Annotated in this window: 16 protein-coding genes and 1 other RNA gene; all 17 read right to left on the reverse strand. The window is 61.0% G+C overall.

Annotated features, from left to right (window positions below; genetic code table 11):
- Positions 1-5: 5 nt before the first annotated feature.
- The 17 genes from lpxC to rnpB all read right to left on the reverse strand — a co-directional run bounded on the left by lpxC (position 6) and on the right by rnpB (position 18,459).
- A complete protein-coding gene (lpxC, locus tag ACMGF8_RS30170; protein WP_011063304.1) occupies positions 6-917 on the reverse strand; it encodes a UDP-3-O-acyl-N-acetylglucosamine deacetylase in 912 nt (303 codons plus the stop codon).
- A gap of 112 nt (positions 918-1,029) precedes the next feature.
- Positions 1,030-2,223, reverse strand: a complete 1,194-nt coding sequence (gene ftsZ, locus ACMGF8_RS30175; protein ID WP_011063305.1) for a cell division protein FtsZ — start codon at positions 2,221-2,223, stop codon at positions 1,030-1,032.
- Positions 2,224-2,295: 72 nt separating this feature from the next.
- Positions 2,296-3,555 (reverse strand): cell division protein FtsA, encoded by a 1,260-nt coding sequence (gene ftsA / locus ACMGF8_RS30180; protein ID WP_011063306.1) that lies wholly within the window; start codon positions 3,553-3,555, stop codon positions 2,296-2,298.
- A 14-nt stretch (positions 3,556-3,569) separates the two neighbouring features.
- Positions 3,570-4,436 (reverse strand): cell division protein FtsQ/DivIB, encoded by an 867-nt coding sequence (locus ACMGF8_RS30185; protein WP_102860327.1) that lies wholly within the window; start codon positions 4,434-4,436, stop codon positions 3,570-3,572.
- A 4-nt stretch (positions 4,437-4,440) separates the two neighbouring features.
- Entirely contained in the window at positions 4,441-5,397 is a 957-nt protein-coding gene (locus ACMGF8_RS30190; protein ID WP_102860326.1) for a D-alanine--D-alanine ligase, read from the reverse strand.
- Entirely contained in the window at positions 5,394-6,848 is a 1,455-nt protein-coding gene (gene murC, locus ACMGF8_RS30195; protein ID WP_102860325.1) for a UDP-N-acetylmuramate--L-alanine ligase, read from the reverse strand. Before murC ends, ACMGF8_RS30190 begins: the two co-directional genes overlap by 4 nt.
- On the reverse strand, positions 6,841-7,911 hold the full coding sequence (murG, locus tag ACMGF8_RS30200) for an undecaprenyldiphospho-muramoylpentapeptide beta-N-acetylglucosaminyltransferase (protein ID WP_250329613.1): 1,071 nt from the start codon (positions 7,909-7,911) through the stop codon (positions 6,841-6,843). The genes murC and murG overlap by 8 nt, the downstream gene beginning before the upstream one ends.
- Positions 7,901-9,118, reverse strand: coding sequence for a putative lipid II flippase FtsW (gene ftsW, locus ACMGF8_RS30205; RefSeq protein WP_102860323.1), 1,218 nt, complete (start codon positions 9,116-9,118; stop codon positions 7,901-7,903). Before ftsW ends, murG begins: the two co-directional genes overlap by 11 nt.
- Positions 9,115-10,461, reverse strand: a complete 1,347-nt coding sequence (gene murD / locus ACMGF8_RS30210) for a UDP-N-acetylmuramoyl-L-alanine--D-glutamate ligase (protein ID WP_305948558.1) — start codon at positions 10,459-10,461, stop codon at positions 9,115-9,117. Before murD ends, ftsW begins: the two co-directional genes overlap by 4 nt.
- Positions 10,462-10,466: 5 nt before the next feature.
- On the reverse strand, positions 10,467-11,549 hold the full coding sequence (gene mraY / locus ACMGF8_RS30215; protein WP_102860321.1) for a phospho-N-acetylmuramoyl-pentapeptide-transferase: 1,083 nt from the start codon (positions 11,547-11,549) through the stop codon (positions 10,467-10,469).
- On the reverse strand, positions 11,549-12,916 hold the full coding sequence (locus ACMGF8_RS30220) for a UDP-N-acetylmuramoyl-tripeptide--D-alanyl-D-alanine ligase (protein ID WP_416758212.1): 1,368 nt from the start codon (positions 12,914-12,916) through the stop codon (positions 11,549-11,551). Before ACMGF8_RS30220 ends, mraY begins: the two co-directional genes overlap by 1 nt.
- Positions 12,909-14,372, reverse strand: a complete 1,464-nt coding sequence (locus ACMGF8_RS30225; RefSeq protein ID WP_115580886.1) for a UDP-N-acetylmuramoyl-L-alanyl-D-glutamate--2,6-diaminopimelate ligase — start codon at positions 14,370-14,372, stop codon at positions 12,909-12,911. Before ACMGF8_RS30225 ends, ACMGF8_RS30220 begins: the two co-directional genes overlap by 8 nt.
- Positions 14,372-16,111 (reverse strand): peptidoglycan D,D-transpeptidase FtsI family protein, encoded by a 1,740-nt coding sequence (locus tag ACMGF8_RS30230; RefSeq protein ID WP_102860318.1) that lies wholly within the window; start codon positions 16,109-16,111, stop codon positions 14,372-14,374. The genes ACMGF8_RS30225 and ACMGF8_RS30230 overlap by 1 nt, the downstream gene beginning before the upstream one ends.
- Positions 16,108-16,401, reverse strand: coding sequence for a cell division protein FtsL (ftsL, locus tag ACMGF8_RS30235; protein WP_102860317.1), 294 nt, complete (start codon positions 16,399-16,401; stop codon positions 16,108-16,110). Before ftsL ends, ACMGF8_RS30230 begins: the two co-directional genes overlap by 4 nt.
- Positions 16,398-17,345 (reverse strand): 16S rRNA (cytosine(1402)-N(4))-methyltransferase RsmH, encoded by a 948-nt coding sequence (gene rsmH, locus ACMGF8_RS30240; RefSeq protein WP_162884089.1) that lies wholly within the window; start codon positions 17,343-17,345, stop codon positions 16,398-16,400. The genes ftsL and rsmH overlap by 4 nt, the downstream gene beginning before the upstream one ends.
- Complete coding sequence (mraZ, locus tag ACMGF8_RS30245; protein ID WP_019693566.1) at positions 17,342-17,797, reverse strand: division/cell wall cluster transcriptional repressor MraZ; 456 nt, start codon at positions 17,795-17,797, stop codon at positions 17,342-17,344. Before mraZ ends, rsmH begins: the two co-directional genes overlap by 4 nt.
- A gap of 308 nt (positions 17,798-18,105) precedes the next feature.
- An RNA gene (gene rnpB, locus ACMGF8_RS30250) (RNase P RNA component class A) lies at positions 18,106-18,459 on the reverse strand.
- Positions 18,460-18,498: the final 39 nt, after the last annotated feature.

The following is an 18,498-nucleotide window of genomic DNA, read 5'->3' on the forward strand; positions in this document are numbered from 1 at the left end:
AGTAATTACACGGCCGCGACCGGACGCATGTAAGAGATCGGTGCAGTGCTGGCATCTTCGAAGGTCACGACTTCCCAGGCATCTTTCTGCTCAATCAACTTGCGCAGTAGCTGGTTGTTCAGTGCGTGGCCCGATTTGAAGCCCTTGAACTCGCCTATCAGGCTATTGCCTAGCAGGTAGAGGTCACCAATTGCATCCAGGATCTTGTGCTTGACGAATTCGTCTTCGTAGCGAAGACCGTCTTCGTTCAGTACGCCATCCGAATCGACCACAATGGCGTTTTCCACGCTGCCGCCGAGTGCGAGGTTGTGCTTGCGCAGGTACTCGATATCACTCATGAAACCAAAGGTACGGGCGCGGCTGACTTCTTTTACAAACGAAGTGCTGGAGAAGTCCACGCTTGCACTCTGGGTGCGGTCACGGAAAACCGGGTGATCGAAATCGATCTCGAAGCTCACTTTAAAACCATCGAAAGGCACGAAAGTGGCGCGCTTGTCGCCGTCTTCCACGGTCACTTCACGAAGGATGCGGATGAACTTTTTAGCTGCGTCCTGTTCTTCGAGGCCAGCAGATTGAATCAGGAATACGAAGGGTCCGGCGCTACCATCCATGATCGGGACTTCGGACGCGGAGAGCTCGACGTAGGCGTTATCGATGCCCAGGCCAGCCATGGCCGAGAGCAAGTGCTCCACCGTGTCCACTTTGACGTCACCGTTGACCAACGTGGTCGACATCGTGGTTTCGCCAACATTTTCCGCGCGAGCAGGAATCTGCACCACAGGGTCCAGGTCGGCACGACAAAACACAATGCCGGTGTCGACAGGCGCAGGCTTGAGGGTCAGGTAAACCTTCTCCCCGGAATGCAGGCCTACACCTGTGGCACGGATAATATTCTTCAGGGTGCGTTGTTTAATCATGGCTTGGGCCGCTTCAGCGCAAATTGCGAACTGGTATCAACAAAGGCTGGCGATAATAGCAGACCATGCCTTTGCTGAACACCAATCACCCTAATACCCCTGATACATTCCATCAATCGGCCTGACGACGCAGGAATGCCGGGATGTCCAGGTAATCCAGATCATCTTGCGGATTCAGCTTCGCCGCGGTCGCCGCGTTCGACTGCGCCTGATTGCGCATGACGGTCGGACGGTCCAGGTCACGGTAGTTCACCGACGGCAGTTCCTGACGAGCAGGGGCTGGCGCTTGCGACTGCGCGGACATGGAAGTCTGAACGGTGTTGTCGATGACCTTTACAGGTTTCTCGATTTTCGCGCCCAGACCGGTGGCCACTACGGTTACATGCAGCTCGTCACGCATGTCCGGATCGATAACAGTACCGACCTTGACCATGGCGTGTTCGGAAGCAAAGGCTTCGATGATGCTACCCACGTCGGAGTACTCACCCAGGGACAGGTCGGGACCTGCGGTGATGTTCACCAGGATGCCGCGTGCACCCTCCAGGTTCACGTCTTCCAGCAGCGGGTTGCGGATCGCCGCTTCAGTGGCCTCACGCGCACGGTTCGGACCGCTGGCGCAGCCAGTGCCCATCATCGCCATGCCCATTTCGCTCATCACGGTACGTACGTCGGCAAAGTCGACGTTGATCATGCCCGGACGCTTGATGATGTCGGAGATACCGCGAACGGCACCGGCCAGCACGTCGTCAGCCTTGGCGAAAGCCGACAGCAGGCTGGCGTCCTTGCCGAGGATGGTCAGCAGCTTCTCGTTGGGGATGGTGATCAACGAGTCGACGCTTTCGCTCAGCGCGCGGATGCCCTCATCGGCGATCTGCATGCGCTTGCGGCCTTCGAACGGGAACGGACGGGTCACCACCGCAACGGTGAGGATGCCCATTTCCTTGGCCACTTCAGCGATGATCGGCGCCGCACCGGTACCGGTACCGCCGCCCATGCCGGTGGTGATGAACACCATGTTGGTGCCCGCCAGTACTTCGGCGATACGCTCGCGGTCTTCCAGAGCGGCTTGACGGCCGACTTCCGGATTGGCGCCAGCACCCAGGCCCTTGGTCACGCCGGTACCCAGTTGCAGGATGGTCCGCGCGCCGATGTTTTTCAGCGCTTGAGCATCAGTGTTGGCGCAGATGAACTCGACGCCTTCGATGTTGCTCTTGACCATGTGATTGACCGCGTTGCCGCCGCCACCGCCAACACCGATAACCTTGATTACCGGACTCTGCGGGATGTTGTCTACGAGTTCGAACATTTTCCCTCTCCTTTCATTTCTCTAGTTTTTCGCCTACTGCCTACTGCTTTGAAACGGTGTTGCGGTAAATCTTTAGAAGTTGCCCTGGACCCAGCTCTTGATGCGGTCCAGCAACGCGGCCTTGGGCTCGTCGCTGCTGTAGCTGTCGCGGCTGCCGATGCCGGAGAACGAGATGCCATCGGACTGTTTCTGCAGTCCGTACAGCAGCAGGCCGACGCCGGTGGAATAGATCGGGTTGCGCACCACGTCGGACAGGCCCTTGACACTGTGGGGCACGCCCAGACGAACCGGCATGTGGAAAATCTCCTCGGCCAGTTCCACCGCGCCTTCCATCTTCGACGTACCACCGGTGAGGACAATGCCGGCCGGGATCAGGTCTTCATAGCCGCTGCGACGCAGCTCGGCCTGGATCAGGGTGAACAGTTCGTCGTAACGCGGCTCGACCACTTCGGCCAGGGCCTGACGCGACAGCTCGCGCGGCGGACGATCGCCAACGCTCGGCACCTTGATGGTTTCGCCGGCACCGGCCAGCTTGGCCAGGGCGCAGGCGTAACGGATCTTGATCTCCTCGGCGTACTGGGTCGGCGTGCGCAGGGCCATGGCGATGTCGTTGGTCACCTGATCGCCGGCAATCGGGATCACCGCGGTGTGACGGATCGCGCCTTCGGTGAAGATCGCCATGTCGGTGGTGCCGCCGCCGATGTCCACCAGGCACACGCCCAGCTCTTTCTCGTCGTCGGTGAGTACCGAATAGGCCGAGGCCAGTTGCTCGAGGATGATGTCGTCGATTTCCAGGCCGCAGCGACGCACGCACTTCTCGATGTTCTGAGCGGCATTCACCGCACAGGTCACTACGTGCACCTTGGCTTCCAGACGCACGCCCGACATGCCCAAAGGCTCACGCACGCCTTCCTGGTTATCGATCACGTAATCCTGTGGCAGGGTGTGCAGGACCCGCTGGTCAGCCGGGATTGCCACGGCCTGGGCCGCATCCAATACCCGCTCCAGGTCCGCCGAGCTGACTTCACGGTCGCGGATCGCCACGATGCCGTGGGAGTTCAGGCTGCGGATGTGATTGCCCGCCACACCGACGAAGGCCGAGTGAATACGGCAACCCGCCATCAGTTGCGCCTCTTCCACCGCGCGCTGGATCGACTGCACGGTGGACTCGATGTTCACCACCACGCCCTTCTTCAGGCCGCGGGAAGGATGGGTGCCGATGCCGACGATTTCCAGCGAGCCATCGGCCGCGACTTCGCCCACCAGCGCCACCACCTTGGAGGTGCCGATATCCAGGCCGACGATCATTTTGCCGCTTTGCACATTTGCCATGGTCCTGCCTCTTCTTAATTCTTCGCGACGGCAGGTTGCGCCGTCGTGGGTGCCGCCGGATCGCGCCAGCCCACGGCCAGGCCGTTGGCGTAGCGCAGATCGATGCGCGCGATGTTCGTGATCTGTTCTTTCAGCGTTTTTTCATAAATGGCAATGAAGCGGCGCATCTTCTCCACCAGATGATCGCGACCCAGGAGCAACTCGATACCGGGACCGGCACTGCCGGCACCGGTGGTCAGGAACCAGCTGCCGCGCTCACGCAGCTCCAGACGGGCTATCGAAAAGCCCAGCGGCCGCAGCATCTGGCTCAACACCTGATACTGCTGCATCACTTGCTGCTGGGCCCGCTGCGGCCCGAACAACTGCGGCAAGTGTTCATAGTTCGCCAGTTCACGCGGAGTGAAGGCCTGGCCCTGGTTGTTCAACAGTGCCTCGTCGCCCCAGCGGGCCACTGGCAGTTGTTCTTCCAGGCGAATCACCACTTGGTCCGGCCACACCCGACGAACTTCGGCGTGGGCGATCCAGGGCATCTTTTCCAGCTCGGTGCGCATGCTCGCCAGGTCGATGGTGAAGAAGCTCGCCGCGACATATGGCGCGATCCGCTGCTGCACCGCCTGCTGGCTGATGTAGCTCAAGTCCCCCTGCACCGCGATCTTGGTGATCGGACGGTCGGCGTATGGCAGCAAGCGCTGGGCACCTTCATAGGTGCCAAAGCCCAACGCCACCAGCAGCACCGGCCAGAACAGGCTTTTCAGAAAACCAAAGTTGGCTTTCGGCAGGCGCACCGACATCGGCTCTTTGGCCACCATACGGCTGGCACCCCGCGGCACCGGCTTGCGGCCGGGTGCAGGTTGCTGATGACGAAGCGACGCGCCTTGCATGGACTTAACCTCTCGCCTCAAGACTGGCTGCCAGGATGGCCAGGACCAACTGCTGGAAATCCAGACCGGCCGCACGAGCGGCCATCGGCACCAGGCTGTGGTCGGTCATCCCGGGAGCGGTGTTCACTTCCAGGAACCAGAACTGCCCCTGGGCATCCTGCATCACATCGGCACGCGCCCAACCGGCGATACCGAGCGCCTCACAGGCTTTCGCCGTGAGATCCATGAGTTCCTGTTCCTTGGCGCTATCGAGGCCGCATGGAATCCGGTACTGGGTATCGGAAGCCAGGTACTTGGCGTCGTAGTCGTAAAACGTGTGGGGAGTGCCCAACGCGATCGGTGGCAGCACCTGACCACGCAGGGTTGCGATGGTGAACTCCGGACCCTGGATCCATTGCTCGACCAACACTTGCGAATCGTAGGTACTGGCCGCCTTCCATGCCTCGATCAATTCGGGCGCGGAAGTCACCTTGGCCATACCGATACTGGAGCCTTCATGAGCCGGTTTGACGATCAAAGGCAGGCCCAGTTCCGCCACCGCGGAAATACAGTCGGCTTCCGAACTCAGGACCGCGTGACGCGGCGTCGGAATACCCAGGCTGTGCCAGACCTGCTTGGTGCGCAGCTTGTCCATGGCCAAGGCCGAAGCGAGGATGCCGCTACCGGTGTAGGGAATCCCCAGGCACTCCAGCAGGCCTTGCATGCTGCCGTCTTCACCGCCACGGCCGTGGAGAATGATGAAGGCGCGATCGATCTTCTCGCTCAAGAGGCGCTGCAGCAGGTCGTCACCGACATCAATGCCGAAGGCGTTCACACCGCCACTCTGCAAGGCTTCAAGCACGGCCTTGCCGGACTTCAGCGACACTTCGCGCTCGGCGCTCTTGCCGCCGTAGAGCACGGCAACGCGACCGAAATCGCTCGGCTTTACGGTGGAGAACAGGTTGGCGTAGGCAGCCGTCATTTCGCCCCCTTGCCAGCGGCCACAGCACCGGCGAACAGCGGGCTGTTGAGCAGTTTTGGCGCCAGGCCACCGATATCACCGGCGCCTTGGCACAACAGGATGTCACCGGCACGCAGCAGTGGCTTGACCAGCGGTGCCAGGTCGACGCCTCGCTCGATGTAGATCGGGTCCAACTGGCCCCGCTGCCGAATGCTGTGGCACAACTGGCGGCTGTCAGCGCCCGGAATCGGCTCTTCACCGGCCGGGTAGACCTCCATCAACAGCAGCACGTTGGCATCGGCCAGCACCTGCACGAAGTCGTCGTACAGATCGCGGGTACGGCTGAAACGGTGCGGCTGGTAGACCATCACCAGGCGGCGCTCCGGCCAACCGCCACGCACGGCCTTGATCACTGCCGCGACCTCGGTCGGGTGGTGCCCGTAGTCGTCCACCAGCATGACGTTGCCGCCTTCCACCGGCAGTTCGCCGTAGACCTGGAAGCGCCGGCCCACACCCTGGAAGCCCGACAGCCCCTGGACAATGGCTTCGTCGCTGATGCCTTCGTCGGTGGCGATGCAGATGGTCGCCAGGGAGTTCAGCACGTTGTGGTTGCCCGGCATGTTCACCGACACGTCCAGCGGCTCGCGGTCACGACGCAGCACGGTGAAGAAGGTCTGCATGCCTTGCTGGCGTACATTGATGGCACGCACGTCGGCTTCTTCGCTGAAGCCGTAGGTCACGGTCGGACGCTTGACCTGCGGCAGGATATCGCGCACCACCGGATCGTCCAGGCACATCACCGCCAGCCCGTAGAACGGCAGGTTATGCAGGAAGTCGACGAAGGTTTTCTTCAGTTTATTGAAGTCACCGTCGTAGGTCGCCATATGGTCGGCGTCGATGTTGGTGACCACGGCCACCAGCGGCTGCAGATGCAGGAAGCTGGCGTCGCTTTCGTCGGCTTCGGCAATCAGGTAACGGCTGGTGCCCAGCTGGGCATTGGTGCCCGCTGCATTGAGCCGACCACCGATGACAAAGGTCGGGTCCAGACCGCCCGCGGCGAACACCGAAGCCAGCAGGCTGGTAGTGGTGGTCTTGCCGTGCGTACCAGCCACGGCAACACCGTGACGGTAGCGCATCAGCTCGGCGAGCATTTCCGCCCGCGGCACCACCGGAATGCGCCGTTCCAGTGCAGTGGCGACTTCCGGGTTGGAGGTGTTCACGGCGCTGGAAACCACCAGTACATCGGCGTTCGCAGCGTTCTCGGCGCGGTGGCCGATAAAAATCTGTGCACCGAACGACTCCAGGCGCTCGGTGACCGGCGACGCCTTGAGATCGGAACCGGAGACCTGGTAACCCAGGTTCAGCAGCACCTCGGCAATCCCGCACATGCCCACGCCGCCAATACCAACGAAATGGATACGACGGATACGGCGCATTTCCGGTTGCGGCATGGCTTTTTGATTCTCAACCATGGGCCACCTCCAGGCAGATATTCACCACATCGCGGGTGGCATCGGGTTTGGCCAGGCGGCGCGCAGCCTGGGCCATGTTGTCGAGTCGTTCTGGTTGCATCAAAACCTCTGTCAGGCGAGCGGCAAGGTCCGCTGCACCAGTCGTTCTTTGCGGCATCAGGAAGGCAGCACCTTCACGAGCCAAATATTCGGCATTGCGGGTCTGGTGATCGTCGATCGCATGGGGCAAAGGCACCAGCATCGAAGGCAGACCGGCAGCAGCCAGTTCGCTGACAGTCAACGCGCCTGCGCGACAGACCACCAGGTCGGCCCAGCCATAGGCTTGAGCCATGTCTTTGATAAAGGGCTGCACCTGCGCCTCGACGCCGGCGGCGCGATAGCGCTCTGCAGTGACTTCATCGTGGTTTTTACCAGCCTGATGGAACACCTCCGGACGCAGCTCGGGGGCGACCTGTGCCAGGGCTTCCGGCAATAACTTGTTCAACGGCTCTGCCCCCAGGCTTCCGCCCAGGATCAGTAAACGCGCCTTGCGTCCGGCCAGGGCCTCGCGCGGTGTGTCGAGGAACAGTTCGGTGCGCACCGGATTGCCCGTGGTGCGGCGGCTGTCGGAGGCTCCGAAGGTGTCCGGGAAAGCTTCGCAGACTCGGGCGGCCAACGGCACCAGCAGCCGATTGGCGGTACCGGCCACAGCATTCTGCTCGTGAACGATCACCGGCACCCCCGACAACTTGGCGGCAACACCACCAGGGCCGGTCACATAACCACCAAAACCGAGCACACACACCGGCTTGAGTTGCCGAATGATCCGCCGGGCCTGGAGTACCGCCTTGATCAGGACGAACGGCGCCTTGAGCAGGGACAGCTTGCCCTTGCCCCGCAGCCCGGTGACGTTGATCAAATGCAGCGGCAGGCCAGCCGCCGGTACCAATTCGTTCTCGATCCCGCGGGGAGTACCCAGCCAGTGCACGCTGTAGCCACGGGCCTGGAACTCGCGGGCACAAGCCAGCGCCGGGAACACGTGGCCACCGGTGCCGCCCGCCATGATCAGCACGTTAGCGCCCATGGATCGGCTCCTCGGCAAAGTCACTCTCACTGAACTCCATCTCTTCACTGCCCAGGTGGGTCCTGCTCTCCCATTCGATACGCAGCAACAATCCGAGGCAGGCGCAGCAGATCACCAACGAACTACCGCCATAACTGAGGAACGGCAGGGTCAGCCCCTTGGTTGGCAGCAGACCGACGTTCACCCCGATATTGATCAAGAACTGACCAATCCACAGGAACGACAAGCCATAAGCCACATAAGCGGCAAAATACTGCTTGGCTTTCTCGGCCCACAGGCCGATGTACATGCCGCGTATACAGACGAATACGAACAGCGCCACTGTGCACAAGGAGCCCACGGCACCCAGCTCTTCGGCCAGCACCGAGAACACGAAGTCGGTGTGAGCCTCCGGCAGATAGAACTGTTTCTGCACACTGTTGCCCAGGCCCACGCCCAGCCACTCGCCACGACCGAAGGCGATCAAGGCCTGGGACAGCTGGTAACCGGCACCGAACTGGTCCGCCCAGGGGTCGGCAAAGTTGGTCAGACGGGCCATTCGATAGGGCTGCATCTGAATCAGCAAGACCACCGCCGCCACCGCCAGGAGCACCATCAGGGAAAACCGGAACAGCCCGACACCGCCGAGGAACAGCATCGCCGCCGCGGCGCCCATCATCACCACGGTGGCACCGAAGTCCGGCTCCATCAGTAGCAGGCCCGCCATTGGCAGCAGAACGATGAACGGCTTGAAGAAGCCCATCCAGCTTTCACGCACTTCCTTCTGCCGCCGCACCAGGTAGCCGGCGAGGTAAATCACCACGAACACCTTGGCAATCTCGGAGGGCTGAACGTTAAAGAAGCTGAAACCGATCCAGCGCATCGAACCGTTCACTTCACGGCCAATCCCCGGAATGATCACCATCACCAGCAAGCCGAAGGCACCAATCAACATCATCCAGCCCAGGCGCTGCCAGGTGGCGATGGGAATCATCATGGTGACAATGCAGGCACCCAGCCCCAGCACGATGTAGATCAGGTGGCGAATCATGTAGTACAGGGCACTGCCCGACTGCGCCGCCGCCACTTCGGTGGAGGCCGAGGCAATCATCACCAGCCCCAGGCCCAGCAGGGTCAGACAGCCGGCGAGCATCGGGAAATCAAGGTCGATGCCGCGCCCGGTGATCAGCGGGGACGGATAAGGCTTGATGATGTTTCTCAGGTTCATGCCAGCTCCTCCACGACACGGACGAACTGGTGACCACGGTCTTCGTAATTCTTGAACATGTCGAAACTGGCACAGGCGGGAGATAGCAACACCACGTCGCCAGGCTGCGCGGCTGCGCGGCATTGAGCCACAGCGTCGGCCAGCGAATCGGCACGAATCAGCGGCACGGCATCGCCGATGGCCTCACCGATCTTGTCGGAGTCACGGCCCATCAAGATCACCGCGCGGCAGTTGGCCGCCACCGGGTCCCGCAGATCCTTGAACTCGGCGCCCTTGCCGTCGCCACCGGCGATCAGCACGATCTTGCCAGCGATGTCCGCACCCAGGCCTTCGATGGCAGCCAGTGCGGCGCCGACGTTGGTGGCTTTGGAATCGTTGTAATAGCCCACGCCATCCACGTCGCGAACCCATTGGCAACGGTGCTCGAGGCCGGCGAAGGTGCGCAGGGCCGAGAGCATCGCGTCGAACGGCAAGCCGACTGCATGCCCCAGGGCCAATGCCGCCAGGGCGTTGGACTGGTTATGGGCACCGCGGATCTTCAGTTCGCGCACCGGCATCAGGTTCTGGAACTCGAAGGCCAGGTACTTCTCGCCGTTCTCTTCCCGCAGGCCAAAGCCCTTGAAATCGGGCTTGCCCAGGCCAAAGGTCCAGCACGGCAGGTTCTCGCTCAACAACGGCCGGGACAGCGCATCCTGGCGATTGACCACCACTTGCCGCGCGCCCCGGAAGATCCGGTGCTTGGCCAGGTGATAGGCCGGCAGACCGCTGTAACGGTCCATGTGGTCTTCGCTGATGTTGAGCACAGTGGCCACTTCAGCGCCCAGCTGGTCGGTGGTTTCCAGCTGGAAGCTGGACAGTTCCATCACGTACAGCTCGACATCGTCGCTGAGCAGATCCAGGGCCGGAGTGCCCAGGTTGCCGCCCACGGCGACCCGCTTGCCCGCCGCAGCGGCCATCTCGCCCACCAGGGTGGTCACGGTGCTTTTCGCGTTGGAACCGCTGATGGCGACAATCGGCGCCTTCGCGTTACGCGCGAACAGCTCGATGTCACCGGACAATTTCACGCCACGGGCAGCAGCGGCCTGCAGGGCCGGGGTCGCTAGGGCCAGGCCGGGGCTCACATAGAGCTCGTCGGCACGGCACAGGAATTCGACGTCCAGCTCGCCACAACGCACCTCCACCTGCGGGTAGTCACGACGCAACGTGGCCAGCTCAGGTGGATTCTCCCGCGTATCGGCCACCGCAAAAGCCACGCCCCGGTTCGCCAGGAAGCGAACCAGGGACATGCCGCTCTTGCCGAGGCCGACAACGATGCGGAAGTGGTCAGAAGCGATCAGAGACACTCGTTCTACCTCAGCTTCAGGGTGGCAAGGCCGATCAACACGAGGATCACGGTGATGATCCAGAAGCGGACAATCACGCGAGGCTCGGGCCAGCCCTTGAGTTCAAAGTGGTGGTGGATCGGTGCCATGCGGAACACACGGCGACCGGTCAATTTGAAGGAAGCGACCTGGATCACCACCGACAGGGTCTCCATCACGAACACGCCGCCCATGATGAACAGGACGATTTCCTGACGGACGATCACCGCAATGGTGCCCAGGGCCGCGCCCAGCGCCAGTGCGCCGACGTCGCCCATGAAGACTTGTGCCGGATAGGTGTTGAACCACAAGAAACCCAGGCCGGCACCGATCAGCGCACCGCAGAAGACGATCAGCTCGCCCGCTCCTGGTACGTAAGGAATCAGCAGGTATTCGGCGAACTTCACGTTACCCGACAGGTAGCAGAAGATCCCCAGCGCGCCGCCAACCATCACGGTCGGCATGATCGCCAGGCCATCGAGGCCGTCGGTCAGGTTGACCGCGTTACTCGAACCGACGATGACGAAGTAGGTCAGGACCACGAAACCGATGCCCAGAGGAATACTCACGTCCTTGAGCATCGGAATCAGCAGGGTGGTTTCCACCGGACTCTGTGCGGTCATATAAAGGAAGATCGCAGCGCCCAGGCCGAACACCGACTGCCAGAAATACTTCCAGCGACTCGGCAGGCCACGGGAGTTCTTCTCGATCACCTTGCGGTAGTCATCGACCCAACCGATGGCGCCAAACGCCAGGGTGACCACCAGCACTACCCACACATAGTGGTTGCGCAGGTCGGCCCAGAGCAGGGTGCTGATACCGATGGCGGAAAGAATCAGCGCGCCCCCCATGGTCGGTGTACCGGACTTGGAAAGGTGGGACTGCGGACCGTCATTACGCACGGCCTGGCCGATCTGCCGGTTTTGCAGAGTACGGATCATCCACGGACCCAAGCACAGCGCCAAAGACAACGCAGTCAGTACCCCGAGAATCCCGCGCAGGGTCAGGTACTGAAAGACCGCGAAGCCTTTGTAGAACTGTTGCAGGTACTCCGCTAGCAGCAGCAGCATCAATGTTTCTCCGTGCTCGAGCCGCACAAAGCCGCGACGATGTTTTCCATCACCGCGCTGCGCGATCCCTTGATCAAAATGGTGGTATTTGGGTCTTGCTCGACGTTCAGGGCGGCAATCAGATCAGCCTGGCTGGCGAAGTGGCGCGCGTGTTCGCCGAAGGCGGCAACGGCATGAGCCATCATCGGGCCTACGGCGTAGAGGGCCGAAACCTTGCCAGCGGCATATGCACCTACTTCGCGGTGCCCCTGCTCCGCCCACTCGCCCAACTCGCCAATGTCTCCGAGCACCAGGACGGTGCGGCCGGAAAAGCCGGCGAGTATATCAACGGCGGCACACATTGAGGTGGGGTTTGCGTTGTAAGTGTCATCGATCACCCGCAGGCCGTTCTTGGCCAGTTGGGCAACGGTGCGGCCCTTGACCGGCTGCACAGCGTTCAGGCCAGTGACGATGCCGAACAGCGAGACGCCCATGGCATGGGCTGCGGCGGCAGCAGCCAGGGCGTTGGCCACGTTATGGGTGCCAAGCAGGTTCAGTTGCACCCTATCCACGCCCTTTGGGCTGTGCAATGTGAAGGACGGGCAACCACGGGCATCACGACCGATATCCGAGGCATGGAAATCTGCTGCGCTGTTGTCCAGGGCAAAGCTCAGCACCTGGCGACCGGCGGCTCGGGTCTTCCAGATTGGGAAGGCCTTGTCGTCCAGATTGAGCACCGCGATCCCGGCGCTATCGAGCCCCTCGAGAATCTCGCCCTTGGCTTCGACGATTTTCTCCGGCCCGCCGAACTCACCGACGTGAGCGGTACCTGCATTATTGATGATCGCCACATGGGGGCGAGTCATGGCTACGGTGTAGGCGATTTCGCCGATGCGTGACGCACCCAGCTCGATCACCGCAGCGGTATGTTCGGGGGCCAGCTCCAGCAGTGTCAGCGGCGCGCCCAGATCATTGTTCAGGTTGCCCCGGGTTGCCAGCACTGGACCACGGGTACGCAGGATGCTGGCCAGCATCTCCTTGACCGTGGTCTTGCCGCTGGAACCCGTCACCGCAGCCACAGGCTGGGTAAAGGCGCCACGATTCAGAGCGCCCAATTGGCCGAGGGCCAGACGGGTATCCTTGACCAGCAACTGAGGCAGGGTGCTGTCGGGAACTTCACGTTCAACCAACGCGGCTACGGCACCTTTGCCTGCCACTTCGTTCAAGTAGTCATGGCCGTCAAAACGGGGGCCCGTCAAGGCAACGAACAACTGGCCCGCCTGAATCACCCGACTATCGATACTGACACCACTGAAACGCACGTCGCCCGCGATCAAGCGGGCATCCAATGGGGCCGATACTTCACTGAGCAGCAAGGCTTTAAGCATGTGCCACCTCCCATGCGGTCAAGGCCTTGTCGGCTTCAGCAAGGTCGGAGAAGTCATGGCGCTGGCCATTGATCTCCTGATAATCCTCATGGCCCTTACCCGCCAGAACCACCACATCGTCTGCCGATGCGGCGGCGATCAATCGAGCAATGGCGAGGCCACGACCGGCAACAAAATCGACCTTGTCTACCGCGCTGAAACCAGCACGGATGTCGTCGAAGATCTGCGCAGGGTCTTCGCTGCGTGGGTTGTCATCGGTGACCAGCACACCATCTGCCAGGCGCTCGACCACCTCGGCCATCAGCGGACGCTTGCCACGATCGCGGTCACCGCCGCAGCCGAACAGGCAGAGCAGACGCCCCTTGGCGTGAGGGCGCAGGGCCAGCAATACTTTTTCCAGGGCATCCGGAGTGTGGGCGTAATCCACGACCACCAGGGGCTGAGTACCACCACCCAGGCGTTGCATGCGTCCGGCAGGACCTTCGAGCTTGGGCAGCACGGCGAGAATTTCGTCCAGCGCATACTCCAGGCCCAACAAAGCACCGACCGCAGCCAGCACATTGCTCAGGTTGAAGCGCCCGAGCAGAGCGCTGCGCAGATGGTGCTCGCCCTGCGGAGTCACCAGGGTTGCGCGAACGCCGTCGTCGTCGAAGGTCGCCTCACGGCAATACAGATAAGCAGAGGCATCCTCGAGACTGTAGGTAATCAGCCGTGACTCGTGCTTGTCCGCTGCCAGCTGCCGGCCGAACTCATCATCGAGATTGATCACCCGGCAACGCAGGTCAGTCCAGTTGAAGAGCTTCGCCTTGGCTGCGCCATAGGCTTGCATGGTTCCGTGGTAATCCAGATGGTCACGGGACAGATTGGTCAGCACCGCAACATCGAATGCCAGGGCCGCCACGCGCCCCTGATCCAGGCCATGGGACGAGACCTCCATGGCCACCGCCTTGGCGCCGGCGTTTTTCAGGTCAGCCAGGCTCGCCTGCACAGCGATAGGGTTAGGCGTGGTGTGCAAGCCACTTTCCAGCGCGCCATAGAAACCAGTGCCCAGCGTGCCCACCAAACCACAACGCTGGCCCAACAGATCCAGCGCTTGGGCGACCAACTGGGTAACACTGGTCTTGCCGTTGGTACCGGTCACGCCCAGCAGATTCAGCTGGCGGCTTGGATCACCATAAAAGCGTCCGGCAATATCCGACAGCTGCGCCGCCAGGCCCTTGACTGGAATCAGCGGCACATCAGTCAGCGGCAATACGGTTGCGCCTTCCACCTCATAGGCCACTGCAGCAGCACCGCGCTGCAAGGCGTCGGCAATATGCGCACGGCCGTCAAACTTGGCGCCGGGTACCGCCAGGAACAAATCACCGGCACGTACATTGCGGCTGTCCAGCGTCAACTCGCGGATCAGCAGATCGCGACCAGCGTGGGCGAAAATCTTGTTCAGGCTAAGAGACATTAGCCGCGCCCTCCATTAGCTCGTACTGGGGTACCGGGCACCGCATTGGCCTGTTGCGTGGCCGGCAGATTATCCGGAGTGATGTTCATCAGGCGCAGGGTGCCGGACATCACTTTGCTGAACACCGGAGCCGATACCAGACCACCGAAGTAACCGGCCTTGCTCGGCTCGTCGATCACCACCACGATGGCATAACGCGGATCGCTCATCGGGCCGAAACCGGCAAACAGCGAACGATAGGAATTCTCGGCATAGCCTTTGGTGCCGACCGAAGTCTTGCGCGCGGTACCGCTCTTGCCAGCCACGTGATAGGCCGGAACCTGGGCACGGAACACGCCCCGGGGCGCCTCGATCACCTGCTGCAGCATGCCCTGCATGGTCTTGGCGACGTTTTCCGGAATCACCTGGGCGGTTTGCGGGGTCTTGTCGGATTTGATCAGCGTCAGTGGAGCGATCCGACCATTGTTGGCCAACGCGGAAAACGCGTGGACCAGCTGGATCGCGGTCACCGAGAGGCCGTAGCCATAAGACAGGGTCGCGGTTTCAGCCTTGCGCCACTCACGGTAGTTCGGCAGGTTGCCGACTCGCTCGCCAGGGAAGCCCAGGCCGGTGTCCTGACCCAGGCCAATCTTCTGTGCCAGACGAAAAATGGCTTCACCACCGATATCGAAGGCGATCTTGCTCATGCCGACGTTACTGGAGTTGATCAGGATGCCGGTCAGATCGAGCACCGGCCCTTCGGTCTTCGACACGTCACGAATGGTGTATTTACCCAATTGCAGGGTGCCCGGATAGACCTCGACAGTATCGCTGGGCTTCCAGCGCCCGGTTTCCAGAGCGGCACTCATGGAGATCGCCTTCATGGTCGAGCCAGGCTCGAACACGTCGATCATCGCGCGGTTACGCATCATCGCCGGCTGCAAGTTGCGGCGGTTGTTCGGGTTGTAGGTCGGCTGGTTGACCATGGCCAGGATCTCGCCGGTCTTCACGTCCATGATCACCAGGCTGCCGGCCTTGGCGCCGTTTTCGACAATGGCATTGCGCAGCTCACGGTTGGCCAGGTACTGCAGGCGCAGATCAATCGACAACGCCAAGGGCTTGCCGGCCTTGGCGTTCTTGGTGACCTGGACATCCTTGATCAATCTGCCGCGCCGGTCCTTGATCACCTGGCGCTTGCCGGGAACACCGGCGAGCCATTCGTCATAGGCCAGCTCGACCCCTTCGCGGCCACGGTCGTCAATGTCGGTAAAACCAACCATGTGCGCGGTCACTTCGCCGGCCGGATAGAAGCGCCGGAACTCCTCAATGCCATAGACGCCCGGCACCTTCAGATCGAGCACCGCCTGGCCCTGCTCCGGAGTCAGGCCCCGGACCAGATAGATGAATTCTTTATTGGCCTGAGCTTCAAGACGCTCGGCCAACGCCTTGGGGTCCTGACCAAGGGCCATGGCCAATGCTGGCCAGCGGTCCTTGGCCAACTGCATTTCCTTGGCATTGGCCCAAAGCGTGGTCACTGGCGTACTCACGGCCAGAGGCTCGCCATTGCGGTCGGTGATCAGGCCACGATGAGCTGGAATAGGGATGTGCCGGACACTGCGCGCATCGCCCTGCCCCTTAAGGAAGTCACGGTCGACCACCTGCAGATCGATAATGCGCCAGCCAATCGCCGACACCATGATCGCCAGCAGACCCAGCACCACACGGAAACGCCAGGGGTAGAGAGCGCCTTCAAGTTTCATGGCGCCACCATGCGGACTTCAGCCGCGCCAGGGATATGCATCTTCAGCTGTTCGGTGGCCAGCACTTCGATCCGGCTATGAGCGGTCCAGGTGCTTTGCTCGAGAATCAACCGTCCCCATTCGGCCTGGGCCTTGTCGCGTACGCTCAACTCGCCATACAGCGTATTGAGTAACTGACGATTCCAGTGGGCGCTGTAGGTAACCGCAATCGCGGAGACCAAAACGCCAACGAATAGCAGAAGCATGAAAAAGCTTCCGCCTGGAAGAGGCTTGGCGAAGAGCTTGCTCACCGAAGCTTCTCCGCAACACGCATGACCGCACTACGAGAACGGGGATTGGCTTTGAGCTCGGCCTCGGAGGCGAACTGCGCTTTGCCATGAATCTTGATTTTCGGCACGAAGGCTTCGAAACGTACCGGCAGGTTGCGCGGCAGATTGTCGGACTCGCCCTTCACCAGGCGTCGCATGAACAATTTGACGATGCGATCTTCCAGGGAGTGGAAGCTGATCACCACCAGGCGACCACCCACTTCCAGCGACTCCAGCGCCGCTTCAAGGCCGGCCTCAAGATCGCCCAGTTCGTTATTCACATGGATGCGCAATCCCTGGAAAGCCCGGGTAGCAGGATTCTTGCCCTTCTCCCAGGCAGGATTGGCGACTTTCAACACTTCGGCCAGATCGGCGGTGCGTTCGAAGGGCTGGATTTCACGACGCTCGACCACGGCCCGCGCCATGCGCCCGGAGAAGCGCTCTTCGCCGTACTCCTTGAACACACGGGCAATTTCCTCGACGGGCGCGGTGGCAATGAACTGCGCAGCGCTGATGCCACGAGTCGGGTCCATGCGCATGTCCAGAGGGCCATCATTGAGAAAGCTGAAGCCGCGCTCAGGATCGTCCAGCTGTGGAGAAGACACACCAAGATCCAGCAGAACACCACTGACCTTGCCTGCCAGGCCGCGCTCCGCGACCTCCGAACCCAACTCGGCAAAACTGCGCTGTACAACGACAAAGCGGCCGTCTTCGGCCGCTAGCGCTTGCCCGGTGGCAATCGCTTGGGGGTCCTTATCGAATCCGAGGAGCCGGCCCTCCGTTCCGAGCTTGCTGAGAATCAAGCGGCTATGCCCGCCACGGCCGAAGGTGCCATCCAGATAGCAGCCATCAGGGCGCACGGCGAGAGCCTCGACGGCTTCGTCAAGCAGCACGGTGATGTGGTTAAAGCCGCTATCAATAGTCACAGGATCAAATCACGCAGTTCATCAGGCATCGCGCCCGGTTGTTGAATAGCCGCCAGGTCAGCCGCCGAAACAGCATCCCAGGCATCCTCGTCCCACAATTGGAACTTGTTCAGTTGGCCCACCAGCATCGCGCGCTTATCCAACTTGGCATATTCACGCAGGCGCGGCGGCACCAGAAAACGACCACTGCCATCGAGTTCAAGATCGACGGCATTACCAATCAGCAAACGCTGCAAACGACGGTTTTCTTCGCGAAGCGAAGGCAATGCGCGCAGTTTGGTTTCTATCAGCTCCCACTCATCGAGGGGGTAAACACACAAACAAGGATCAACAGCGTCGATAGTGACGATTAATTGCCCGGAACTTCGCGAAACGAGCTCGTCACGATACCGGCTCGGCATGGCGAGACGGCCCTTCGCATCGAGACTGATAGCGTTAGCTCCGCGAAACACGTCAGCGTTTCTCCAAATTTTAGCGTTTTGCTCTCAAAAAACCCACTTCATGCCACTTTCTGCCACTTGCGCACACTATAGGAATGCGCCCACACCACCGTCAAGGCGCGCAGCGACGGAAAAGCCTTATAGAACGGAGATTTAGGAGACTAAGAGGAGAGATAACGAGAATTCGGAGGGCATTCCAGGGCATCAACTTCAAACAGCTCAATAAGCTGCAGCATGAAGTTAAAGTAATTTATTAAGAGTAAGATTTTTTCGGTATTACAGAAACGCTTCTGCTATTGATTCAAGCAGGGAGGGAAAAGGTGGAGAGTCGATCTGTAAGCCGGGTTCTGTCGAGGACAGTCATTCCTCTACGATGGCCATCACTGGACATCTTTAGCAACCTACCCGGTTCCAGCGCGGGCCACGCCTTGGAACCCTATTTGGTCTTGCTCCGAGTGGGGTTTACCTAGCCACGAACTGTTACCAGACGTGCGGTGCGCTCTTACCGCACCTTTTCACCCTTACCGGCACCGAAGTGCTTAGGCGGTTATTTTCTGTGGCACTTTCCGTAGGCTCACGCCCCCCAGGCATTACCTGGCACTCCGCCCTATGGAGCCCGGACTTTCCTCCCCCCTCTAATTTTCATAGAGGGCAGCGACTGTCCAATCGACTCTCCGCCGCGCAGGTTAACGGCAGAGCGCCCCAAGAACAAG

The sequence above is a fragment of the Pseudomonas sp. BNK-7 genome (genome assembly GCF_048072025.1).
GTDB lineage: Bacteria > Pseudomonadota > Gammaproteobacteria > Pseudomonadales > Pseudomonadaceae > Aquipseudomonas > Aquipseudomonas danubii.